Source organism: Saccharothrix longispora, from assembly GCF_031455225.1.
Taxonomy (GTDB): Bacteria; Actinomycetota; Actinomycetes; order Mycobacteriales; family Pseudonocardiaceae; genus Actinosynnema; species Actinosynnema longispora.
This window is the reverse complement of the sequence record NZ_JAVDSG010000001.1, coordinates 8291111-8313931: the sequence shown is the minus strand read 5'-3', so window position 1 is coordinate 8313931 and position 22821 is coordinate 8291111. Positions and strand designations below refer to the sequence as shown.

The 22821-nt window shown below is 72.9% G+C and carries 24 protein-coding genes; 10 read left to right on the top strand and 14 right to left on the bottom strand.

Going from position 1 to position 22821, the window contains the following annotated elements; all coding sequences use genetic code 11:
• Nucleotides 1-8: 8 nt before the first annotated feature.
• From J2S66_RS36750 to J2S66_RS36735, 4 genes are read left to right on the top strand one after another with little or no spacing between them, the layout of a single operon-like run.
• The gene (locus J2S66_RS36750; protein WP_310314392.1) at nt 9-701 is read left to right on the top strand and encodes an iron-dependent transcriptional repressor DtxR; all 693 of its coding nucleotides are present in this window, start codon (nt 9-11) and stop codon (nt 699-701) included.
• The gene (gene galK, locus J2S66_RS36745; protein ID WP_310314389.1) at nt 698-1900 is read left to right on the top strand and encodes a galactokinase; all 1203 of its coding nucleotides are present in this window, start codon (nt 698-700) and stop codon (nt 1898-1900) included. Before J2S66_RS36750 ends, galK begins: the two co-directional genes overlap by 4 nt.
• 50 nt (nt 1901-1950) lie before the next feature.
• A complete protein-coding gene (gene galE, locus J2S66_RS36740) occupies nt 1951-2928 on the top strand; it encodes a UDP-glucose 4-epimerase GalE (RefSeq protein WP_310314385.1) in 978 nt (325 codons plus the stop codon).
• Nucleotides 2928-4976, top strand: coding sequence for a S9 family peptidase (locus J2S66_RS36735; RefSeq protein WP_310314382.1), 2049 nt, complete (start codon nt 2928-2930; stop codon nt 4974-4976). Before galE ends, J2S66_RS36735 begins: the two co-directional genes overlap by 1 nt.
• A 59-nt stretch (nt 4977-5035) precedes the next feature.
• Here J2S66_RS36735 and J2S66_RS36730 read toward each other — a convergent pair whose 3' ends face one another.
• From J2S66_RS36730 to J2S66_RS36720, 3 genes are all read right to left on the bottom strand, one after another.
• On the bottom strand, nt 5036-6100 hold the full coding sequence (locus J2S66_RS36730; RefSeq protein ID WP_310314380.1) for a DUF4192 domain-containing protein: 1065 nt from the start codon (nt 6098-6100) through the stop codon (nt 5036-5038).
• 114 nt (nt 6101-6214) lie between these two features.
• Nucleotides 6215-6985, bottom strand: a complete 771-nt coding sequence (locus J2S66_RS36725; RefSeq protein ID WP_306746893.1) for a peptidoglycan DD-metalloendopeptidase family protein — start codon at nt 6983-6985, stop codon at nt 6215-6217.
• Between the two features lie 105 nt (nt 6986-7090).
• Nucleotides 7091-8938, bottom strand: coding sequence for a Xaa-Pro dipeptidyl-peptidase (locus J2S66_RS36720; protein ID WP_310314375.1), 1848 nt, complete (start codon nt 8936-8938; stop codon nt 7091-7093).
• 228 nt (nt 8939-9166) lie between these two features.
• Here J2S66_RS36720 and J2S66_RS36715 point away from each other — a divergent pair, with 228 nt between their 5' ends.
• Nucleotides 9167-10396: a family 4 glycosyl hydrolase gene (locus J2S66_RS36715; protein WP_310314373.1), complete on the top strand. Its 1230-nt coding sequence runs from the start codon at nt 9167-9169 to the stop codon at nt 10394-10396.
• Here J2S66_RS36715 and J2S66_RS36710 read toward each other — a convergent pair.
• Both J2S66_RS36710 and J2S66_RS36705 read right to left on the bottom strand, forming a co-directional pair.
• Nucleotides 10384-11016, bottom strand: a complete 633-nt coding sequence (locus tag J2S66_RS36710; RefSeq protein WP_310314369.1) for an endonuclease V — start codon at nt 11014-11016, stop codon at nt 10384-10386. The two genes, J2S66_RS36715 and J2S66_RS36710, sit on opposite strands and share 13 nt — an antisense overlap.
• Entirely contained in the window at nt 11013-11948 is a 936-nt protein-coding gene (locus J2S66_RS36705; protein ID WP_310314366.1) for a DUF3500 domain-containing protein, read from the bottom strand. Before J2S66_RS36705 ends, J2S66_RS36710 begins: the two co-directional genes overlap by 4 nt.
• Nucleotides 11949-12080: 132 nt before the next feature.
• On the opposite strand from J2S66_RS36705, the gene J2S66_RS36700 reads away from it, so the two are divergent.
• On the top strand, nt 12081-12857 hold the full coding sequence (locus J2S66_RS36700) for an arylamine N-acetyltransferase family protein (protein ID WP_310314363.1): 777 nt from the start codon (nt 12081-12083) through the stop codon (nt 12855-12857).
• On the opposite strand, the gene J2S66_RS36695 is transcribed toward J2S66_RS36700, so the two are convergent.
• The gene (locus tag J2S66_RS36695) at nt 12841-13491 is read right to left on the bottom strand and encodes a maleylpyruvate isomerase family mycothiol-dependent enzyme (RefSeq protein WP_310314361.1); all 651 of its coding nucleotides are present in this window, start codon (nt 13489-13491) and stop codon (nt 12841-12843) included. The genes J2S66_RS36700 and J2S66_RS36695 overlap by 17 nt on opposite strands.
• 64 nt (nt 13492-13555) lie before the next feature.
• On the opposite strand from J2S66_RS36695, the gene J2S66_RS36690 reads away from it, so the two are divergent.
• Entirely contained in the window at nt 13556-14083 is a 528-nt protein-coding gene (locus J2S66_RS36690) for a CGNR zinc finger domain-containing protein (RefSeq protein WP_310314359.1), read from the top strand.
• Between the two features lie 42 nt (nt 14084-14125).
• Here the strand turns inward: J2S66_RS36690 and J2S66_RS36685 are convergent, their stop codons facing one another.
• From J2S66_RS36685 to J2S66_RS36670, 4 genes are all read right to left on the bottom strand, one after another.
• Complete coding sequence (locus J2S66_RS36685; protein WP_306746900.1) at nt 14126-14554, bottom strand: CBS domain-containing protein; 429 nt, start codon at nt 14552-14554, stop codon at nt 14126-14128.
• A gap of 201 nt (nt 14555-14755) precedes the next feature.
• Entirely contained in the window at nt 14756-14935 is a 180-nt protein-coding gene (locus J2S66_RS36680; protein ID WP_310314356.1) for a hypothetical protein, read from the bottom strand.
• Between the two features lie 34 nt (nt 14936-14969).
• Nucleotides 14970-15122, bottom strand: a complete 153-nt coding sequence (locus J2S66_RS36675) for a hypothetical protein (protein ID WP_310314354.1) — start codon at nt 15120-15122, stop codon at nt 14970-14972.
• A gap of 297 nt (nt 15123-15419) precedes the next feature.
• Nucleotides 15420-16124: an EcsC family protein gene (locus J2S66_RS36670; RefSeq protein ID WP_310314351.1), complete on the bottom strand. Its 705-nt coding sequence runs from the start codon at nt 16122-16124 to the stop codon at nt 15420-15422.
• A 48-nt stretch (nt 16125-16172) separates the two neighbouring features.
• On the opposite strand from J2S66_RS36670, the gene J2S66_RS36665 reads away from it, so the two are divergent.
• Entirely contained in the window at nt 16173-17270 is a 1098-nt protein-coding gene (locus J2S66_RS36665) for an Rv2629 family ribosome hibernation factor (protein ID WP_310314348.1), read from the top strand.
• A gap of 62 nt (nt 17271-17332) precedes the next feature.
• Here J2S66_RS36665 and J2S66_RS36660 read toward each other — a convergent pair whose 3' ends face one another.
• The 4 genes from J2S66_RS36660 to J2S66_RS36645 all read right to left on the bottom strand — a co-directional run bounded on the left by J2S66_RS36660 (nt 17333) and on the right by J2S66_RS36645 (nt 20609).
• Nucleotides 17333-18184 (bottom strand): amino acid ABC transporter permease, encoded by an 852-nt coding sequence (locus J2S66_RS36660; RefSeq protein WP_310314345.1) that lies wholly within the window; start codon nt 18182-18184, stop codon nt 17333-17335.
• Entirely contained in the window at nt 18181-18855 is a 675-nt protein-coding gene (locus tag J2S66_RS36655) for an amino acid ABC transporter permease (protein ID WP_310314342.1), read from the bottom strand. Before J2S66_RS36655 ends, J2S66_RS36660 begins: the two co-directional genes overlap by 4 nt.
• A 75-nt stretch (nt 18856-18930) precedes the next feature.
• Nucleotides 18931-19818: a glutamate ABC transporter substrate-binding protein gene (locus J2S66_RS36650; RefSeq protein ID WP_310314339.1), complete on the bottom strand. Its 888-nt coding sequence runs from the start codon at nt 19816-19818 to the stop codon at nt 18931-18933.
• A gap of 62 nt (nt 19819-19880) precedes the next feature.
• A complete protein-coding gene (locus J2S66_RS36645) occupies nt 19881-20609 on the bottom strand; it encodes an amino acid ABC transporter ATP-binding protein (protein ID WP_310315379.1) in 729 nt (242 codons plus the stop codon).
• Nucleotides 20610-20770: 161 nt separating this feature from the next.
• On the opposite strand from J2S66_RS36645, the gene J2S66_RS36640 reads away from it, so the two are divergent.
• Together J2S66_RS36640 and J2S66_RS36635 are read left to right on the top strand one after the other, a co-directional pair.
• A complete protein-coding gene (locus tag J2S66_RS36640) occupies nt 20771-21442 on the top strand; it encodes a response regulator transcription factor (protein WP_306746908.1) in 672 nt (223 codons plus the stop codon).
• On the top strand, nt 21443-22819 hold the full coding sequence (locus J2S66_RS36635; RefSeq protein ID WP_310314335.1) for a sensor histidine kinase: 1377 nt from the start codon (nt 21443-21445) through the stop codon (nt 22817-22819).
• The last annotated feature ends 2 nt before the right edge of the window (nt 22820-22821 follow it).

The window sequence follows — 22821 nt, the reverse complement described above, 5'->3', positions numbered from 1 at the left end:
GAGCGGGTGTGAACGACCTCATCGACACCACGGAGATGTACCTCCGCACTATCTACGAGCTCGAAGAGGAGGGCGTGGTCCCTCTGCGCGCCCGCATCGCCGAGCGGCTGGGCCAGAGCGGTCCGACGGTGAGCCAGACCGTCGGGCGCATGGAGCGCGACGGCCTCGTGGTCGTCGCCGACGACCGCCACCTCGAACTCACCGAGCAGGGGCGCAACCTGGCCGTCGCGGTCATGCGCAAGCACCGGCTCGCCGAACGCCTCCTCGTCGACGTCATCGGCCTGGAGTGGGAGCACGTGCACAGCGAGGCGTGCCGCTGGGAGCACGTCATGAGCGAGGCGGTCGAGCGCAAGCTGGTCAAGCTGCTCGGCAACCCCACCACCTCGCCGTACGGCAACCCGATCCCCGGTCTGGACAAGTTGGGCGACGGCGAGCCCGCGCCGCCCGCCGAGGCGGACCTGGTGCGCATCGACGAGGTGGCCCGCCGCGGTGGCGGTCACGTCGAGGTGCGCCGCATCGCCGAGCACGTGCAGCTCGACCCGGGCCTGATGGCCGAGCTGAAGGCAGCCGGCGTGGTGCCGGGCGGCACGGTCGAGGTCGACTCGATGGGCGGCGCCCGGCTCGTGCAGGTGCGCGGCAACGGCACGACCGCCGAGCTGGACCCCGCCGTGGCGCACGCCGTGCTGGTGCAGGCCCGGTGACGCCCGGTCCCACCTCCGGTCCGCGGGCACCGGGTCGCCCGGCGCCCGCGGAGCGCGCGTCCGCGGCGTTCGAGCGGCTGCACGGGACCGCCCCGGCGGGCGTGTGGTCCGCACCCGGCCGGGTGAACCTGATCGGGGAGCACACGGACTACAACGACGGCTTCGTGCTGCCGTTCGCGCTGCCGCACCGGACGGCGGTGGCCGCGGCGGCACGCGACGACGGCGTGCTGCGCGTGGCGACGCTCGGTGACGACGGCAGCGCGCAGCGGGCAGAGCCCGTCGCGGTCGCCGACCTGGCGCCCGGCCTGGTCGACGGCTGGGCGGCATACCCGGCCGGGGTGGCGTGGGCGCTGCGCGAGCAGGGCCTGACGGGCGGGTCGGACCTGGTGATCGCGGGCGACGTGCCGGCGGGCGCCGGCCTGTCCTCCTCGCACGCGCTGGAGTGCGCGGTCGCGCTCGCGCTGCTGGGCCTGGCCGGCCGGCCGGCCGACGACCTGCAACAGGTGGCGCGCTGGGTGCAGCGCGCCGAGAACGACTTCGCGGGCGCCCCCACGGGCCTGCTGGACCAGACCGCGTCGCTGTGCTGCACCGAGGCGCACGTGCTGTTCCTGGACGTGCGCTCGTTCACGACCGAGCAGGTGCCGTTCGACGCCGCCGCGCAGGGCCTGGAAGTGCTGGTGGTGGACACGCGGTCGAGCCACTCGCACACCGACGGCGGCTATGGCGCGCGCCGGTCCGGCTGTGAGGAGGCGGCCGGGCTGCTGGGCCTGCCCGCGCTGCGCGACCTGCCCGTCGCCGAACTGGACGGCGCGCTGGGCCGGCTGCCCGGGCACCTGCGGCCGCTCGTGCGGCACGTGGTCACCGAGAACGAGCGGGTGCTGGCGGCGGTGGAGCTGCTGCGCGCGGACCGGCTCGCCGAGCTGGGTCCGCTGCTGGACGCGTCGCACGCGTCGCTGCGCGACGACTACCGGGTGTCGGCGCCGGAGCTGGACGCGGCGGTGGACGCCGCCGTGGACGCCGGCGCGCTGGGCGCGCGGATGGTCGGCGGCGGGTTCGGCGGCTCGGCCATCGCGCTGGTGCCCGTCGAGCGGCACGACGGGGTCGTGGCCGCGGTGCTCGACGCGTTCGCCCGCAAGGGCTGGACCACCCCCAGGACGTTCACCGCCGTGCCCTCCGCGGGCGCGGGCCGCGACGCCTGAGGCGGCGCGGGTTTGCGGGTCATCATCAAGGAGAAGGCGGGGTCGGCAGGGTGAGGTTGCTCGTCACGGGCGGTGCCGGGTACGTGGGCAGCGTGTGCGCGGCCAGGTTGGCGGAGTCCGGTCACGAGGTGGTGGTGCTCGACGACCTGTCCACCGGGCACGCGGACGCGGTTCCCGACGGCGTCCGGCTGGTCGAGGCGGGCATCGACGAGGCGATCGGCGACGTGCTCGCCGCCGGCGTCGACGGTGCCCCCTTCGACGGCGTGCTGCACTTCGCGGCCAAGTCGCTCGTCGGGGAGTCCATGCAGGACCCCGCCAAGTACTGGCACGGCAACGTGGTCACCTCGGTGCGGCTGCTGGACGCGATGCGCGAGCACGGCACGCCCCGGCTCGTGTTCTCCTCCACCGCCGCGACCTACGGCGAGCCGGAGCAGGTGCCGATCCCGGAGAGCGCGCCGACCCGGCCCACGAACACCTACGGCGCGACGAAGCTCGCCATCGACCACGCCATCACCTCCTACGCCGCCGCGCACGGCCTGGCCGCCGTCTCGCTGCGCTACTTCAACGTGGCGGGCGCGTACCGGCGGTTCGGGGAGCGGCACGGCACCGAGACCCACCTGATCCCCCTGGTGCTCCAGGTGGCGCTCGGGCAGCGCGAGCGCATCCAGGTGTACGGCGAGGACTGGCCCACCGAGGACGGCACGTGCGTGCGCGACTACATCCACGTGGTGGACCTCGCCGACGCGCACCAACTGGCCCTGGAGCACGCGGTGGCGGGCGAGCACCGGATCTACAACCTCGGCATGGGCCTGGGCTTCTCGGTCAGGCAGGTCGTCGAGGCGTGCCGCGCGGTGACCGGCCACCCGATCCCGACGGACGTGGCGCCCCGGCGCGCGGGCGACCCGGCGGTGCTCGTGGCCTCCAGCGAGAAGGCCCGCACCGAGCTGGGCTGGAAGCCGGAGCGCGTTGACCTGGCCGGCATCGTGAACGACGCGTGGGAGTTCACCCGGTCACTACAGGGGGCGTAATGACAGGCACGATCACCGAGGCCGGGTTCGGGGACCTGACCTCGTACAACGGCATGCCGCGGCTGTCCTCGCTGGCGCTGTCCCCGGACGGCGCGAGGCTCGTCGCGGTGGTGTCGGAGCTCTCCCCCGACGGCAAGGCGTGGCAGGGCGCGCTGTGGGAGGTCGACCCGGCCGGCGAACGGCCGGCGCGGCGGCTGACCCGCGGGGCCAAGGGCGAGGGCGCGCCCGCGTTCACGCCCGACGGCGGGCTGCTGTTCGTCTCGGCGCGACCCGACCAGGAGGCCGCGCCGGCGGACGGCAAGCAGAAGGACAAGGCGGCGCTGTGGCTGCTGCCACCGACCGGCGAGGCCCGCGAGCTGTACCGGCCCGCCGGCGGCGTGGCCGAGTTCGCGGTCGCGCGGGAGGCGGGCACCGTGCTGCTGGCGGCGGGCGCGCACCCCGGCGTCGGGTTCGGCGAGCAGGACGAGGAGCTGCGCAAGGCCCGTGAGGACGCCGGCGTGACGGCGATCCTGCACGAGTCCTACCCGATCCGGTACTGGGACGCCGACCTCGGCCCCGGCTTCCCGCGGCTGCTGACCACCACGACCCCGATCGACGTGGACAGCCCGCGCCTCGACCAGGCCGCGGACCTGGTCGACCTGACGCCCGGGGCGGCGGCGCGGTTGGACGACTCGCCCGCGATCAGCCCGGACGGCCGGTGGGTCGTGCACACCGAGCGGGTCGAGGTGAGTGCCGCCTACGGTTCGCGGGTGCGGCTCCGGCTGTCCGCCGCGGACGGCTCGTCGAGCCGCGTGCTGGCCGACCGCGAGGGCCACTCGTTCCTCCAGCCGGTGTTCCTGCCCGACTCGTCGGGTGTGGTCGCGGTGCGCACGCTCGACTCGACGCCCGACGAGCCGTGGACCAACACCCTCGTCCGCATCCCGCTCGACGGGGACGTGGTGGACCTCGCCGCGGACTTCCCGGAGGAGCCGGAACACCCGGTGGTGAGCCCGGACGGTGCGGCGCTGTACTTCACCAGCAGCCACCGCGGCCACCAGCCGATCTGGAAGCTCGACCTGGCCTCCGGCGAGGTCGTGAAGCTGACCGCGTCCGGCGCGTACACCGACGTGCGGGTCAGCCCCGACGGCGCCTCGGTCTACGCGCTGCGCAGCGCCTGGGACCACCCGCCGAGGCCGGTGCGGCTGTCGGCGTCGGACGTGGACCAGGCGGCGGTGGCGCTGCCCGCGCCCGGCGCGGTCGAGTCGCTGCCCGGCACGGTGACCGAGATCGAGACCGCGGTCGCCGACGGGCGGACCGTGCGGGCCTGGCTGGTGCTGCCCACCGGCGCCTCGGCCGACCGTCCCGCACCGCTGCTGCTGTGGGTGCACGGCGGGCCGGTGATGAGCTGGAGCGGGTGGAGTTGGCGCTGGAACCCGTGGCTGATGGCGGCGCGCGGGTACGCCGTGCTGCTGCCGGACCCGGCGCTGTCCACCGGCTACGGGTACGACTTCGTGCGCGCCGGCTGGGGTTCGTGGGGCGCCAAGCCGTACACGGACCTGATGGAGATCACCGATGTCGCCGTGGGGCGCGACGACATCGACGAGAACCGCACGGCCGCCATGGGCGGGTCGTTCGGCGGGTACATGGCGAACTGGATCGCCACCCGGACCGACCGGTTCAAGGCGATCGTGACGCACGCGTCGCTGTGGCACCTGGACGCGTTCACCGGGACCACGGACGACTCGTACTACTGGATTCGCGAGATGGGCGACCCCCTGGCGCAGGACGAGCGGGTGCGCGCGAACTCGCCGCACCTGCGGGTGGCGGACGTCAGGACGCCCGTGCTCGTGATCCACGGCGATAAGGACTACCGGGTCCCGATCAGCGAGGGTCAGCGGTTGTACTTCGACCTCGTGCGGCACGGTGTGCCCGCGAAGTTCCTGTACTTCCCGAGCGAGAACCACTGGATTGTCACGCCGGGCAACTCGAAGGTCTGGTACGAGACGATCTTCGCGTTCCTCGCCGAGCACGTGCTCGGCGAGGAGTGGGTGCGCCCGGACCTCGTCTGAGCCGTCGTGCCGGGTCCGGGGCGGCTCGCGAGCAGCCGCCCCGGCGGTGAGCGCTCCGGTCAGGTCGCCTCCCCGGCGGATGGGCTCGGTGGTGCGGTCGGCGGGACCGCGCGAGGGGGCGGGTCGGGATCGGCGGCGTGGTCGGCCAGTCGGCGCAGGGTTTCCGGGGGCAGTGCGGTGTCCAGGGCCGCCCTCAGCAGCCCGCTGAGGCGGTGACCCGGGTGTGCTTGTTCGGCTCGGTCCAAGGCCAGGGCGGCCAGGGTGCCCAGGCCCCTCAGGTAGGCGGAGAAGGCCAGCAGGGTCGCCGGTTCCGCCCGTTCCGGGGCGGGGCAGGCCCGCGTCAGCTCCAGCCACAGGTTCTCGGCGCCGCGGGCGTGTTCTCCGGTGCAGTGGGCCAGGCCGGCGTCGCGCACCCACGGGTTGGACAGGGCGTGGGCCAGGTCGGCCACTTCCTCGTCGGTCAGGGGGCGCTTCCTGGTCGCGGCCCGCACCACCTCCGCCCGCACCAGGTCCCGGTGGCGGGCCTGGAGGGCGGCGCCGGCGGGCGGGGCCGGGTCGGCGGCACGGCGGTCCAGCAGCCTGGCCCGGCGCGCCAGGACCTCCGGCGGGTCGGGGGTCAGCAGTTCGGCCATCGCGGCGCGGCTGGCGAAGGTCACGAAGCCCTCGGCCGCCGAGGTGGCGGCCAGGGTCGTGGCCGCCGGGTCGGGGACGGTGCCGCGGGTGGCCGCGTCGTGGTAGTCGAACCAGGGTTCGCCGGCGGCGGTGGCGGCGGTCCACACCGCCAGCACGAGGGGCACCCCCATCGCGCGCAGGGCGTCGTCCAGCTCGTCCACCAACTGGTCCTGCGGCAGCTCCTCGGGCGGGTCGCCGGAGCCGCCGCCCACCACCACCGCCACGGCGTTGGCCCGGTGGCAGCGCGCCAGGGGCGCCAGCAGCCGGTCGACGACGGCGCGCACCCGGTCCGGCGGGGGCAGGTCGGTCCGGAGCGTCACGGCCACGGAGGTGCCCTCCAGGGCCAGCAGCACCAGCGAGTCGACGGGGTGGAAGCCCAGCAGGTGCGGCACGGCGGCGATCAGGTCGCCCGGGTCGTGGATGCGGGGCGTGGGCAGCAGGTCGTTGGTCATGCCACGACTGTGGAGGAGAACGGGCGGGCGCGGCGGACGCGGGCGGCCGCCTGTGGACAACTCGGGAACGGCCGCTCCCGCGGGGTGCGGGAGCGGCCGGCGACCTGGGGGAACTCAGCAGTTCGGGGCTACTCGACCGTCCGAACCTGTGTACACGTAGGCGTCGGAGACGTAACCCGACCCGATCTTGTCCCACAGGTTGGTGGTGCCGTACTTGCCGGTGACCGTCTGACCGGTGGTCTGGCAGCTGATGGTCACGGACGCGCCGTTGGCGACCGAGCCGACCGCCGCGTAGGTGGTGCCGGGGCCCGAGCGGATGGTCACCGAGGCGCCGCTGTCGGTGCCGATGGTGCCGGTCGCACCGCTGGTGCCGCACGAGTTGCGGCTGGTGTAGCTGCGGCTGCCCCAGTAGAAGATCTGCGTCCCGTTGAACTTGATCTTCTGGTCGGCGCCGTTGAGCCGCTGTTCGTAGTGCAGGTGGGGGCCGCTGGAGCCGCCCGTCGTGCCGACGTCGCCGATGCGCTGGCCGATGCGCACGCTCTGGCCGACGCTGACCCGCTGCACGGACAGGTGCGCGTACCGGGTGCGCCAGCCGGCGCCGTGGTCGATTTCGATCCACCGGCCGTAGCTGGTGCTGCCCTCGTTCGCCACCCGCGTCACGGTGCCGCCCGCCGACGCGACGACGGGGTCGCCGTCGTCGTTGGCCCGGTTGAAGTCCACCGAGTTGGCGGGGCTGTGGTTGGTGCGGGTCTGGCCCTCCCACACCTGGTTGCACGGGAACGGCAACTGGAAGTTCGGTGCCGCGGCGGCCTCGCCCTGCACGAGGGCGAGACCGATCAACGGGGCAACCAGGGTCGTGACCAACGCGCGCCTGGCTCGGCTCATCTGCCACCTCCTTGACGACTGGGTGTGGGGATACGACCACACCCAGTCGTCAAGTGGAAGACTTACCAAGTAGCGACTTCGTGAATTACTTCCTGACCACGTGGACTATCCGACCGAACGGCGCAACGCCTGCGTCCCCCCGACCACCGGCAGTTCGACCGTCGTCGAGGTCAGGTCGATCGACAGCCCGGTGCCCGGCGCCGGGCGCAGCGTGTAGTCGTAGTCGGACGAGATCAGCACGAACTCGACGCTGTGGCCGGCCGGGACCACGTAGTCGTTCGGCTCCAGCTCCACCTCGACCTTGTACCGCTGACCGGGGGTGATGGCCTTGGTCCTGGACGGCGACGTGCGGTTCTGCGGGTCGGTCCAGCCCCGCGTGATGATGTGCGACGTGCCGTCCGGCGCGCGGTCCACCAGCAGCGCGGTCACGTTGGCCGCCGGCCGGTCGAACGAGATCGCCAGGTCGACGCGGGCCGTGCCGGAGAAGCGCAGCGGCTCCGAGGCGGGCCGGGTCGCGTACGACAGCCGGTTGACCGAGGCCGGCGCGTCGACCAGGTCCTCCGGCAGCACGGACGCGTCGTCGCGCAGGGACTCGACCACGGGGCGACCGGGGACCTGCTGCAACCGCAGCGCGCCCTTGGTCGGACCGCCCGCCCACGGGTGCACCCGGGCCTTGGCCGTGCCCGGCGCGGGCCACTCGGCCTCGTCCGTCCACGTCACCTTGTCCTCGCGCTGGATCGTGGACTTCGGCTCCCGCTCCACGCCGTTGTCGATGCCGTGGAGGTAGTGCGAGAACCAGCGGTTGACGGTGCGCCGCCACTCGACCGACCGCAGCGTGTCGGGGTCGGTGTGCCCGGACTGGTGCAGCCAGATCTTGTGCTCGACGCCGTTGCGCTTGAGCGCCTCGTACCACTGCGAGACCTGCTTGACCTTGACGTTCCAGTCGCTCAGGCCGTGCACCGCGAGCACCGCGGCGCGCACCTTGTGCGCGTCCTTGACGTAGTTGCGCTCGTCCCAGAACGGGCTGTAGTCGCCGGTCACCCGGTCCTGCCGCGCGGCCACGTCGGCGATGACCGGCTTGCAGACCTCCCGGTCCTGGCGGGTGTAGACGTACTCGGCCAGCACGTCGAGGTCCTCGCCCTGGAACGTGCCGGGCGCGACGACCGCGCCGTCCGCCCGGTAGTAGTCGTACCAGCTGGAGATGGCCGCGATCGGCACGATCGCCTCCAGTCCCTCCACGCCGGTGGCGGCGACGGCGTTGGGCAGGGTGCCGTTGTACGACACGCCCATCATGCCGACCTTGCCGGTGGTCCACGTGGCCTTCACGTCCGCGCCCGCCGCGTCGCGGGCGGTCGTGCGCCCGTTCAGCCAGTCGACCACGGACCTGGAGCCGATGGTCTCGTTGTGCCCGCCGGAGGTGGGGCAGCCCGTCGACTTGCCGGTGCCCAGGGACTCGGCGTAGACCATGGCGAAGCCGCGCGCGATGAAGTACGCCTCGTAGCGGCCGGACGTGATGGGCCCCGGGTCGGGGCCGACCGCCGCCGCGATCCGCTCGTCGGCCCGGGCCTTGAGCAGGGACCCGTCGCGCTTGTCGTAGCCGCCCTTGCGGTTGGGCACGTACAGCTCGACGTCCACGTCGTGGTTGGCCACGTCGTTGCCACCGGAGAAGTACGGGCTGTTGAAGAACACCACCGGGACCTTCAGCCCCCGGTCGGTGGCCTTCTGGCGCACCACCTCGGTGTAGACCTCGTCATCGTGACCGTCGCGGTCGCTGTCGACCGGCGCGCGCACCCACACGCTCTCGCGCACCACGTCCTTCGGGTCGAAGACGGGTTGCGCCTCGCCCCCGACGAACACCGGGCCCTCCGCCGCGGCGCCGGCCACCGCGGGCACGAGCCCCAGCGGCAGCGTCACCAGAGCCGCGACGACGGCGGCTCTCCGTGCAGCCTTCACGACCGAACCCCCATCATGCGCAGGAAAGGTTTCGGCCAGACCCTTCCCCTGCCGGACAACACCTGTCAAGGACTTCTCAAGTCCACAGTAGACAGAGTAGGAACACCCCACCAACGGCCCTTGACCAGCGACGGGAACATGTGCAGACTCACCCGGGCCATGCGTGGCTTCATCGTCGCGCCGGCCGGGATCGACGCGCCGACCCGCCGACCGGGGCAGGATGGGCGCATGAGGCTGGTGATCCTGGGCGGCGGCGGGTTCCGCGTGCCGCTGGTGCACGAGGCGCTCGACGAGCGCGTCACCGACGTGGTCCTGCACGACGTGGACGCCGACCGGCTGCGCGCCGTCCGCGACGTGCTGCGCGACGGGCCGCCCGTCACCGCGACCACCGACCTGGACGAGGCGCTGACCGGCGCGGACTTCGTGTTCTCGGCGATCCGGGTGGGCGGTCTGGCAGGTCGGGCGATCGACGAGGAGGTGGCCCACGCGCACGGCGTGCTCGGCCAGGAGACCGTCGGCGCGGGCGGCATCGCCTACGGGCTGCGCACCGCGCCGGTGGCCGACCGGATCGCCCGCCGGATCGCCGAACGCGCCCCCGGCGCGTGGGTCGTCAACTTCACCAACCCGGCGGGCCTGGTCACCGAGGTCATGGCGAAGCACCTCGGTGGGCGGGTCATCGGCATCTGCGACTCGCCCGTGGGGCTGTGCCGCCGGGTCGCGCGGGCGCTGCGCCTGGACGACCCGGTGTTCGACTACGCGGGTCTCAACCACCTCGGCTGGCTCCAGGGCGTGCGCGAGGGGGACTCCGGGAACCTGCTGCCGGCGCTGCTCGCCGACGACGCGGCGCTGGCGGGCTTCGAGGAGGGCAGGCTGTTCGGCGGCGAGTGGCTGCGCGCGCTCGGCGTGGTGCCCAACGAGTACCTGCACTACTACTACTCGACGCGCGAGGCGCTGGGCGACGACCGCGGCGCGTTCCTGCTGGCGCAGCAGCGGCGCTTCTACGCCGGCGAGGTCGACTGGGAGACCACGCGGCTGGAGCGCGAGGCGACGTACATGGCGCACGACCGCGAGGGCGAGCGCGACACGCTGGAGGGCGGCGGGTACGAGCACGTGGCCATGGCGCTCATGCGCGCCATCCGCGACGACGAGAAGACGACGCTGATCCTCAACGTGCCCAACGGCCGCACGCTGCCCACCCTGGACGCGGAGGCGATCGTCGAGGTGCCGTGCGAGGTGGACGCGCACGGCGCCCGCCCGCTGCCGGTGAGCCCGCTGCCCGACCACGCGGCCGGGCTCGTCACGTCGGTCAAGGCGGTGGACCGGCTGGTCGCGGAGGGCACGCGCGCCGCCGCGCTCAAGGCGTTCGCGCTGCACCCGCTGGTCGACTCGGTGGCCACCGCGCGGAGCCTGCTCGACGCGTACGCCCGGCGGCACCCGGAGCTGGCCTACCTGAGGTGAGCCCGGCCGAGCGAGTCCGACCGGCGGGTGGTCTCCGGCAGCCGGTGCACGCACAGCCGCAGCACCTCGGCGCACGCCCGGTCGAGGTCGATCCGGTGCCCCACGGACACGAACACCGGCTTCACCCCGGCACGGGTGCGCAGCGCGCGGCCCACCACCTCGCCGTCGTCCACGAGGTCGCTGACCGCGCCGCGCTCCTCCCCCGGCGGGTCGAACCGGCCCATGGGCGTCTTGGCGACCCCCACGCTCGGCAGGTCGATCAGCACGCCCACGTGGCAGGCCAGCCCGAACCGGCGCGGGTGGGCCAGGCCCTGCCCGTCGCACACCAGCAGGTCGGGCGGCACGGTCAGCTTCGCCAGCGCGTCCAGCAGCGACGGCAGCTCGCGGAACGCGAACAGGCCCGGCACGTACGGGAAGTCCGCCCGGCCGTGCACGACGGCCGAGTCGACGGTCTCCAGCGAGTCGGCGTCGAGCACCACCGCGGCGGCGACCAGCCGGTCGTCGTCGGCGTAGGACACGTCCAGGCCGGCGACGTGCCGCACGACGAGGTCCGGGTCGGTGGTGGTGACGACCCGCGGGCGCAGCCGCTCCTGCTCCGCGACGGCCTCCTCCGGGGTCACCCGTGCCTCACCGAGGCGTGGTGCGCGGCGAGCAGGTCCTCGCCGAAGTCGCCGGAGCGGCGCCGCCACACCGAGTGCGCGTGGTTGGCGTCGTCGGCGGTGTTGTCGTACTCGATCAGCAGCTCCGGGCCCTGGACGCGGTAGTAGTGGCCCTCGCCGCGCCGGACCGGGCCCTCCCACGCGAAGTGCAGGCGGTCGAGGTCGAGCGCGCCGAACTCCTCGTCGGCGAGGTCGCCGTGCAGCCGGTCGAGGTAGCAGCGGACCAGGCCCACGAGCAGGCGGCGGGAGGCGCGGTCGAGCTGCGCGACGGTCACGCCGGCGGGTTCCAGGTCGCCGACGCGGCGCGCGTTGCCGGTCCTCAGGTCCGGTGGCGGCCGGTCCGCGACCACGGCGAGGCCGCGCGCGGTGGGTCCCATCCGGTCGAGCAGCTCGCGGGCCAACTCCTCCTCCAGCCGCAGCGGCTGGAGGACCGTGCGACCGCGGTAGGTGGTGCGGGCGGGGTTCGCGCCGAGGAAGAACGGGGTGGCCGACACGCGCCCGTCCGCGACGACCACGCTCACCGAGAGGTGGTGCCCCTCGACCCGCCACCCGTAGGGGTCGTCACCGGGCTCGCCCAGCAGCACGGTCCAGTAGTCGCCCTGGTGGCGGTCGCGGTGGCCGCCCTCGCGGTCGTCGAGCACGTCCTCCAACGCCATGACCGCCGCGGCCTGGGCGTAGGCGTGCGGGCTGAGCACGCAGGACAGCAGGCGGTGCACGGCCTTGCGCTGGTCGCGGTCCAGGGCGCCGTACACCACGCCCGGCCGCTCCCCCGGCGTGTACGCCCACCGCGTGCGCAGGTCGTCGTCGGTGACGGGGCGCACCGCTTCGGCGCGGCGGGCCCCGTCGAGGGTGGCCAGGAAGCCCCGCGCGGCCTCGGCGATCTCGTGCAGCACCGCCCGAACCTATCCGCCGGGGGCCGGGTGCGGCACCGTGACCCGCGCAGCGGCGGGAAGCCGTGCCTTCGGGCACGAAGGCGGAGGCCCGCCGGGAGCCGCGGTGATCCTCCCGGCTGGGATGCTGGCCCGGTGTGGAATGGCGACCTGATCGACCTCGACGCGTACTTCGACCGCATCGGCCTGACCCCCGAGCCCGGTGGGGACCCGGAGTCCCTGCTCGCCCTGCTGCACCGGGCGCACCTGGCCGCCATCTGCTTCGAGAACGCCGACGTGCGCGACGGCGTGCCGATCGGGCTGGACGTGCCGTCGTTGCAGGACAAGCTGGTGCGGCGGCGGCGCGGCGGGTGGTGCTTCGAGCAGAACCTGCTGTTCGCCGCGGTGCTCGAACGGCTCGGCCACCAGGTGACCGGCATGGCGGCGCGCGTGCTGCTGGGCCGTTCGGGCGACATCCCGCGCACGCACGCCCTGCTGCGCGTGGACGGCCGCTGGCTGGCCGACGTCGGATTCGGCGGCGGCGGGCTGCTCACCCCGTTGCCGCTGGTCCCCGACGTGGTGGTGCGGCAGGGCGACTGGGCGTTCCGGCTCGACCACCGCGACGGCCTGTGGACGCTGCACTCGTCGCAGGGCGGTGGGTGGACGACGCTGTACGACTTCACCGAGGACCCGCGCACGCCCGCCGACTACGAGGTCCTCAACCACTACCTGGCCACCCACCCGAAATCCGTGTTCCTCGGCAGGCTGGTGGTGCAGCGCACCGACGAGCACGCCCGCCACTCGATCACCGACCACGTCCTGACCGAGGCGCGGCCGGACGGCTCGGTCGTCAAGCGGGAGCTGACGGCCGACGAGCTGACCACCACCCTGCGCGAGGACTTCGGGTTGGAGCTGCCTACGGCCAGGGCTTGAGCTCGGGCAGCTCGCCGGTGATCGCGCCCGCCGGTTCACGGCCGGCCAGCCACGCGACGAGGTCGTCGGGGGAGCCGGTGAGCCGGACCTCGGCGCCCTCGCCGATCGTCCACTCGCGATCGTCGGCGACGAGCACGAGCCGCGTGCTGTCGGGCACCCGGGCCGCGAGGAAGTCGACGGCGTGCTCGCGGAACTCCGGTGACCACGTCACGGGGCCGAGGTCGAGGTCGCGGGCGTGGATCTCGACCTCGCGCCACAGCGCGTACGCCGTGCCGGTGAGCGTGCCGTCGCGGTAGAGGACCGGGGAGTCCCAGTCGCGGACGCCGGCCCACGCCTTGGTCAGCCGTTCGACGGCGTCCGCGAGCACCGCCCGGTGCTCCGCCGCCGAACGGCCCGCGCCCGCCTCGATCGCGGCGTCCCGCGCGGGGCGCCCGCCGGGGTAGACCTCGACCCGGGTGCCCTCGTGCTCGGCCTGGCCCGCGAGGCCGACCGTCACGCCCGCGAGGTGCGCCAGCACGTGCCCCCTGGTCCAGCCGGGCAGCGCCGACGGCTCGGCGACCTGCTCGTCGGTCAGGTCCTCGATGAGCGCGGCCAGCCCGCGGTGGGCGTCGAGCGCGTTCTCCTGGATCGTCACCGGAACTCCCCCTAATGGTTACTCACGCCAAAGCCGTTAGGAACGTACCACTAGACTCGCCCTCGTGGCACTGGCCCTGGAGTTCGCGAGCACGGTCAGGCACGACGGGCACGGCGGGCTCGTCGACGACCTGGCCACGCCCGCGGGCTTCGCCGCGTGGGCCGGGGTCGAGCCGGACGAGGCGCTGCGGCTGCGGGTGGTGGAGCTGCGCTGGGCCGCGCGGTCGCTGTACGCACGCGCCGCGGACGCGCCCGAACGCCTGGACGCGCCGCACCTGATGCCCTTCGAGCAGGCGTTGGCGCTGGTCAACGAGTGCGCGGGGCGCGTGCCGCGGACCGTGCGGCTGGAGTGGGCCGAGCGGCCGGTGCTGCGCCGCGCGGACGACACCGAGCCGGGTGACCGGCTGCTGGCCGACCTCGCCACGGCCGTCGTCGAGTTCCTGGCGGGCGACGGGGCCCGCGCCCTGCGGGCCTGCCCCGCGCCCCGCTGCGTCCGCTACTTCGTCAAGGCGCACCCCCGCCAGGAGTGGTGCAGGCCGTCGTGCGGGAACCGGGCCAGGGTCAGCCGGCACTACCACCGGACGCAGGGCTGACCGCGACCGGCCGCGCGGGGGCTCCCCGCGCGGCCGGTCCGCTCAGCCCTGCGCGATGTACGCCGCCAGCTGGTCGTGGTCGTTCTGCAACTGGTCGATGCGGCTCTTCACCACGTCGCCGATGCTCACGATGCCGACCAGCCGGCCGTCGTCGAGCACCGGCACGTGCCGGATGCGCCGCTCGGTCATCAGCACCGTGAGGCTGTCGACCGAATCCCGCGGGGTGCAGGTCAGCACCTCGCTCGTCATGATCTCCGCCACCGGGGCGCCCAGCAGCGCGCCGCCCCGGTCGTGCAACCCGCGCACGACGTCCCGTTCCGACACGATCCCGGTGATGCCCCCGGGCCCGGTCACGACCATCGCGCCCACGTTGCGCCCGGCGAGCGCGGCGAGGAGTTCCGCCACCGACGCCCCCGCCTCGACCGTGGCCACGTCCGAACCCTTGTTCCGCAACACGTCAGCGATCCTCATGGGCGTCTCCCGATCAACGTCAGACCCGGTCGCTACCCGGCCCAGGCTAGTTGTCGGAACCGGTGCAGGTCACGCGGCCGAAGGTGCGCCGCCGTTCGGGCAGTCGGGCGACGCCGACCGGCACACCGCGTGCGCGCCGGACCCGCCGGGCGCGGTGCGCGCCCGGCGGGTCGGTGGAGGCTGCGGTCGGCCGGTTCCCGGTCAGCCCGCCTTGCGGCGGAAGACCCGCCGACCGGCGAAGCCGCTCTGCACCGGCCGCCCCTGGGTGGCGTTCACGCCGCTGGTCTTCTGGGCGTGACCGCGGCGCTCGCGCCGGTTGGGGACGACGGCCGGCTCCTGCTCCTGCTCGGCCGCATCGTCGACGTGCTCGTGGTTCTCCATCGGACTACCTCCTGAAGTGTGGCGACGTCGCTGGTCAGCGACGTCGCATCGCGTACTGGCGCGGGGCGGCGGCGAGTCGGCCGCCGCCGAAGCGCGGCTGGACCGCGCCGGACGAGCGGGCGCCGCGCCGGGCGGCGCGGTTCATCGGCTGACCGTCGTGCTGTGGTTCGTTGCGCATGGTGGGCATGCGTCGCCTCCTCGAAGTGTCGAGGCGTACAAGGAGCGCGACCCGGTTCAGACGGGTCGACGAAGAGAGCCGCTGGGGCCACCAGGAGAGGGCGCGGCACGGCCCGAGGCCGGTGCGGCGCTGGAGGAAGAGTCCTCAGAGGTAGATCTGGAAGAACATGCGCATGACGTTAGCGTGGATCGCACGCCGTGCCAAGTCGTTTACCCCGCCGGGGACGTCGTGCGTCCACTTCGGACCGGCCAGCGGACGACCGGCGCCGCCACCGGGAACACCACTCGGGTGACGCCGGGCAGCCGGTCAGTCCGTCGTGACGTCCACGACCTCGCCGTCGATGAACGTCCCCTCGACGACGTTCGGCGGCTGGTCGTCGTCCGCGGTGAAGAAGCGGGCGGCGAAGGCGCCGACCGCCCTGGTGGTCACGGCGTCGAAGGTGCCGCCGATGACGCCACCCACCAGGGGGACGCCCTTGGCCAGGGTCACGGTCGCCCGGGACGTGCCGTACTTCGCCAGCAGGGTGAAGCCGATCCGCTTGTTGATCTCCTTGATCAGCTGCTCGGGGATCTTCTTGATCAACGCCATGGTGAGGTTCGAGCCCGCCCGGATGCCGGCCTTCTTGAGCACGTCCGTGCCCGCGTTGCCGAGCATGCACACCATGATCGCGGTCTGCACCTCGTCGCTCTCCAGGTCGTGCCCGTGGACGGCCGCGATCGAGGCGATGAGGTGCGCCTGCACGAGCGTCGCCGCCGCCACGTTCGCGGGCAGCGAGACGGGCAGCGTGATGAGCCCGCCGACGTTGGTGGCGAACCCCTGCACGCCCGCCGCCGTCACGTGGGTCCTGATCAGGTGTTTCACCGCTTCGGCCGGGGTCGAGGCCTTCTCCAGCGCGTCCTGGGCCATCTCCGTGGCGCTCTTGAACGGCCCGAACCCGTTGATGCCGACCCGGAGGAGGTTGCCGATGACGCTCTGCTGCACCTTCGTGAGGGCACCCGGTTCGTCCACCATGCTCCCGAGGTTACGCGGCGCGGCAGCGGGTAAACCCGGCCAATGGACATGTCTTCGTTGGGAGAGCTGATCAGGGAACGCGGTCCCTTCGCGTCGGTCTACCTGGACGCCTCGCACGACACCGAGGACGCTGCCAAGGCCGTGGAGCTGCGCTGGCGCGGGGTGCGTGACGATCTGGCCCGGCAGGGCGCGGACGAGGCGACGTTGGACGCCCTGGAGGCCGTCGCGCTCGCGCCGGTCGTGGGCAAGAGCGGCCGGGCGCTGATCGCCGCGCACGGCGCCGTGCTCCTCGACCGGGTGATGCCCCGACCACCGGCCGCGACCACCGGCCGGTGGTCCGACCTGCCGCACGTGCTGCCGCTGGTCGGGTCGCTCGGCCCGACCGTGCCGCACGTCGTCGTGCTCGTCGACCGGAAGGGCGCCGACCTGCACGGCTACGACGGGCAGGTCGGCCGCCAGGGCGAGGTGGCGGCCGAGGAGGTGCGCGGCGAGGAGCACCCCGTGCACAAGGTGCGCGGCGGCGGCTGGTCGCACCTGCGCATGCAGCACTCGGTCGAGGAGACCGCCAAGCGCAACGCCGCCCTGGTGGCCGAGGCCGTGGACAAGCTGGTCGCGGAGCTGAACGCCGAACTGCTCGTGGTGGGCGGCGAGCTCCAGGCGCGGACCGCGGTGCGCGACGAGCTGGGCGCGCGGTCCCGCGAGCTGCTGGTGGAGGTGGAGGGCGCGAGCCTGGCCGACGGCTCGGACGACGACGCGTTCGACAGCGCCGTGCAGGCCCTCGTCGCAGAGCACCAGTTCAACCAGGAGAACGAGCTGGTCGAGCGGTTCGCCACCGAGTCCGGCCGGGACGGCGGGCTGGCCGTGCAGGGGTTGGAGCCGGTGGTCGAGGCGCTGCGCGAGGCGAACGTGGCCGCGCTGCTCGTCGCCGACCCGGCGCTGGGCGACCGCACCGTGTGGGCGGGTGACGACCCCGCGCTGCTCGCCCTGCGCAAGTCCGAGCTGAGCGGCCTGGGCGTCGAGCGCGTCGAGGAGCACCGCGCGGACGAGGTGCTGCCCAGCGCCGCCGTCGCGACCGGCGCGCAGGTGCTGGTCACCGACCGGGCGTCGCTGTTCGAGGGCGTGGGCGCGATCCTGCGGCACCGCTGACCGGACGCCGGAGGGGCGTGGCGCCGTGCGGCGCCACGCCCCTCCGGAAGCGTCGGACCAGGTCAGACGGACGCGGCCACCACGTCCTCGGCCGCCTGCGGCGTCTTGGCCTCGATGACCTTCTTGCTGCGCCGGTTCCGCTTCTCCAGCGTCTTCGCCAGCCAGGTCAGCAACAGGCACATCACGATGTAGACGGCCGCCACCACGATCGTGACCGGCACCAGCGGACGACCGAACTCGAAGATCGAGCCCAGGTAGCGGGCGTAGTACAGCAGCTCCTCGTAGGTGATGAGGAAGCCCAGCGCCGTGTCCTTGAGCAGCACGACGAGCTGGCTGATGATCGCGGGCAGCATGGCCCGGACCGCCTGCGGCAGCAGCACCAGGTTCATCACCTGGGTCTTGCGCATGCCCAGGGCGTAGGCGGCCTCGCTCTGGCCGCGCGGCAGCGACAGCACGCCGGCGCGGAACACCTCGGCGAGCACCGACCCGTTGTAGAGGGTCAGGCCCAGGACCACCGAGTAGAACGGCGCACCCAGCGACACGCCGTAGTGGAACACGAAGATCAGCACGACCAGCGGGACCGCGCGGAAGAACTCGACCACCGCCATGGACGGCACGCGGAAGACCGCGTGGTCCGACAGCTGCCCGGCAGCGAAGACCGCGCCGAAGAGCAGGGCGAGCACCGCGCCCGCCGCGAACGCCTTGAGCGTGTTGCCCAGGGCGCTGAGCAGGTCGAGCTGGACCTTCTCGTACTGCAGCCAATCCCACTTCGAGCCTTCGAACTGGCCGCTCTCGGCGAACCGGAGGACCACGAAGCCGACGGCCGCGACCAGGGCGGCGATGCCGATGACCGCGTACGCGCGGTGGCGCATCCGGGCGCGCGGACCCGGGACGTCGAACAGGACCGAGCTCATCGGGCGACGCTCCACCGCTTCTCGAGGCTGCGCTGCAGCAGGGTCATGGGGATGACGAGCACCACGAAGAACAGCGCGACCCACAGCAGGCCGATCAGCTGGTTCTCACCGCGCTCGGACAGGTTCAGGCTGATCGAGCCTGCCTGGAACACGGAGAAGCCCGCCGCGATGGTCGTGTTCTTGAGCAGCGCGATCAGCGTGCTCATCATCGGCGGCACGACCGCCCGGGTCGCCTGCGGGAGCACGATGGAGCCCAGCATCTGGCCGAACGTCAGGCCCAGTGCCCGGGACGCCTCGGCCTGGCCGACCGGGACGGTGTTGATGCCCGAGCGGATGACCTCGCACACGAACGCGGCCGTGTAGAGGATCAGCGCGGCCAGCGCCGCGGCCCAGTAGTAGCTGGAGGCAGAGCCGCCGAACGTCCCCGCGTCGACGATCCCCAGGAGGGGGAACGCGAACGCGAAGAAGAAGAACACCAGCGTGAGCGGGGTGTTGCGCACGATCGTGACGTACGCGGCGCCGGCGAACCTGAAGACCGGCACGGGGGCGACGCGCAGCATCGCCAGGATCGTTCCCAACACCAGCGACCCGACCGCGGAGATCAGGAACAGCTCAACGGTGTTGAGGAACCCGGGCCCGTACAGGTCGAGGTTGTCGAGCAGGACGTCCATGGGCTTCCTCTGGGCAGGCTTCCTCGGGAGGGTGGTGGCGGGGCGGCCGGCCGGACGACCGGCCGCCCCGGGGGATCAGTAGCGGTCCAGCACCGGCTTCTCGGCCTTGGAGCCCGACTTGCCCAGGGTCGCGTCGTAGACCTTGTCCCAGTCGCCGCCCTTGATGGCCTCGTCCAGGATGTCGTTGATCTTGTCGCGCAGCGGCTTGTCGTCCTTCGTCAGGCCGATGCCGTACGGCTCGTTCGAGAACGGCTTGCCGACGACCTTCATCTTGTCGGGCTCCTGGGCCGCGTAGCCCTTGAGGATCGCGTCGTCGGTGGTGACGGCGTCGACCGCGCCCTGCTGGAGCTGCGTCACGCACTGCGAGTAGTTCTGCAGCTCGACGATGTTCTCCGGCTCGGTCAGGCCCTCGTTCTTGACCTTCTGGATCGGCGTGGAGCCGGTCACCGAGCAGACCTTCTTGCCCTTGAGCGTCTCCGGGCCGGTGATCGAGTTGTCGTCCTTCGCGACCAGGAGGTCCTGGCCGGCGGTGAAGTACGGGCCGGCGAAGCCGACCTGCTCCTTGCGCTTGGCGTTGATCGTGTAGGTGCCGACGTAGTAGTCCACGTCACCGTTGATCAGCGCCTGCTCGCGCCCGGCGGAGGCGATGGCCTTGTACTCGATCTTGTCGTCCGAGAAGCCCAGCTTGGCGGCGACCAGCTTCGCGATCTCGACGTCGAAGCCGGTGTACTTGCCGCTGGTCGGGTCCTTGTAGCCCAGACCCGGCTGGTCCTCCTTGACGCCGATGACGACCTTGCCGCGGTTCTTCATCTTCTCGAACGTCGCGGAACCGTCGACCTTCACGTCCGCGGCGGCCTGCTGGGTGGGAGCCGCGCCGGAGTCACCGGGGCCCCCCTCCTTGCCACACGCGGTCAGGGCGAGGCCGCCGGCCAGCAGCACCACCGCAAGGGTGCGAACCCTCATCGTCTGTCTCCTGCTCTTTCGGGATAGAGCGGCGCCAGGCTCAGCGCCGCGGTCGTGGGACTTCAGTGGGTCAGGATCTTGCCAAGGAAGTCCTTCGCGCGGTTGGACTTCGGCGCGGAGAAGAACGCCTCCGGCGTCGAGTCCTCGACGACCTCGCCGTCGGCCATGAAGATCACGCGGTCCGCGGCCTTGCGGGCGAAGCCCATCTCGTGGGTGACCACGAGCATGGTCATGCCCTCCTTGGCCAGCGTGGTCATCACGTCCAGCACCTCCTGCACCATCTCGGGGTCGAGTGCGGAGGTCGGCTCGTCGAACAGCATCACCTTCGGGCGCATCGCCAGGGCGCGCGCGATCGCCACGCGCTGCTGCTGCCCACCGGACAACTGGGCCGGGTACTTCTCGGCCTGGTTCGCGATGCCCACCCGCTCCAGCAGCTCCATGGCCGTCTTGCGGGCCTGGGCGGCCGGGGTCTTGCGGACCTTCACGGGCGCGAGCATCACGTTGTCGACGATGCTCTTGTGGGCGAACAGGTTAAAAGACTGGAACACCATTCCCACGTCGGCGCGCAGCCGGGCGAGTTCCTTGCCCTCGGCGGGCAGCGGCTGGCCGTCCAACTCGATGACGCCCGAGTTGATCGGCTCCAGGCGGTTGATCGTCCGGCACAGCGTGGACTTGCCCGAGCCCGAGGGGCCCAGCACGACGACTACCTGGCCCTTCGGCACCTCCAGCGTCACGTCCTTGAGGACGTGCAAGGGGCCGAAGAACTTGTCCACGCCCGCCATCCGGATCATGGGCGGAGCAGGAGTGGCGGCGGTCATCAGTCCTCCAGTACGGGGTTCCTGAGCGATGGCGGAAACCTAGGTGTGAATCACCACACCAGTCCAGGCGATTGAGCAAGACTTAGGGTCTCAACTCTGTCACAGGGTGGCGACACTTATCAGGAGGCCCCACGGTGCGCGTGCTGCTGGTCGAGGACGACGACCGCGTGGCGGAAGCGCTGGTGCCCGCGCTGACCCGGCGCGGCTTCAGCGTCGATCGACAGGCGACCGGTCGGGGGACACTCGATCGACTGGCCGGGGTCGACGTCGTGCTGCTGGACCTGGGCCTGCCCGATGTGGACGGTGTCACGCTGTGCCGGCACATCCGGGCGGCCAGCGACGTGGCGATCATCGTGGTGTCGGCCCGGGGCGAGATCGACGACCGCATCCTCGGCCTGCACGCCGGCGCGGACGACTACCTGGTCAAGCCGTACGACGTGGGCGAGCTGGTGGCCCGCGTGCACGCCGTGCGGCGGCGGCGCGGCGACCCGGTCGGCGCGGGCGGGACGGGCACCGAGGTGTTCGAGGCGGCCGACGTGCGGGTCGACCTGGCCCGGCACGAGGTCACCGTGGCGGGTGAACCCGTGGCGTTGTCGCGCAAGGAGTTCCAGGTGCTGGCCCTGGTGGTCGCGGCCGGTGGCGCGGTGTGCACCCGCGAGCGCATCCTGGCGGAGGTGTGGGGGCGCACGTGGGCCGGCGCCAACCGGACGCTCGACGTGCACGTGGCGACGCTGCGCACGAAGCTCGGGCGCCCCTCGCTGCTGGAGACGGTGCGCGGGGTCGGGTACCGGTTGGGCGGGGGCTGAGTGCGGTCGCGACTGCTGGGGATCGTGCTGACGCTGGTCGTCATCGTGCTGGTCGGCATGGGCGTGCCGCTCGGGCGCGGGGTGGCGCAGACGGAGCAGCAGGAGATGTTCCTGGACCGGCTCACCGACACCACCCGGTTCGCGTCCGTGGCGCAGCGGCCGTTCATCGACGACCAGCCGTGGGTGCTGGAGAGCGAACTGCGCCGCTACCACGAGCTGTACGGCATCCGGGTCGCGCTGCTCGGCCGGGACGGGCAGGTGGTGGCCTCGGCCGGGGTCGTCGACGTCACCTCGGAGGAGGTGTCCGACCTGGTCAGAGGTGCCCTGGCGGGTCGGCAGCCGGCCGCGCCGGACCTGATCGTGCCGTGGGACCCCTCGGAGCTGGTGCTGGCCGAGCCGGTGCTGGAGGCGGGTGAGGTCCAGGGCGCGGTGGTGACGTTCTCGCCGACCTCGAAGACGCGCACCGAGGTGCTGGTGTGGTGGACGGTGATCCTGGTCGCGAGCATGTTGGTGCTGGTCGCGGCGGTGTTCGCGGCACTGCCGCTGGTGCGCTGGACGCTGCGGCCGGTGAAGCGGCTCGACGACGCGACGGGCGCGCTGCTCGCGGCGGTGGTGTCGGGGCAACCGGCGGCACCGGTGGGCGCGTCGGACGGCCCGCCGGAGCTGCGCCAGCTGTCGCGCTCGTTCGACCAGATGGCCGCCAACGTGGGCGACGTGCTGGCCGCGCAGCGGGCGTTCGTGGCGGACGCCTCGCACCAGCTGCGCAACCCGTTGACCGCCCTGAAGCTGCGTCTGTCCAATCTGGAGGGGCACGTGGTGGGCGAGGGCGTCCAGCACCAGGCGGCGGCGCTGGACGAGACCAACCGGCTCAACCGCATCCTCGACGAGCTGCTGGCGATGGCCCGCGCGGGCGCGCCGTCGGTGGACCCGGTGGCGGTGGACGTGGACCGGGCCGTGGCGGGGCGGCTGACCGCGTGGCAGCCCGCCGCAGCGGCCCGCGAGGTGCACCTGGTGCTCGACGGGGAGCCCGGCGGCACCGCCCTGGTCCCGCCGCGCGGCGTGGAGACGGTGCTGGACGCGCTGCTGGACAACGCGCTGAAGTTCACCTCCGACGGCACCCTCGTGCACGTCGACGTGCGCCGGCGGGACGGGGTGGTGCGCATCGCCGTGCGGGACGAGGGCCCCGGCCTGGCACCCGAGGAGCTGGAACGGGCCACGGACCGGTTCTGGCGCAGCCCCGCGCACCAGAACGTGCAGGGCTCGGGCCTGGGGCTGGCGCTGGTGCGGCAGATGGTGGAGCGCGTCGGCGGCACGATCCGGTTGACGTCCCCGCCCGGCGGCGGGCTGCGGGTGGAGGTGGGGTTCCCCGCCGTGTGACG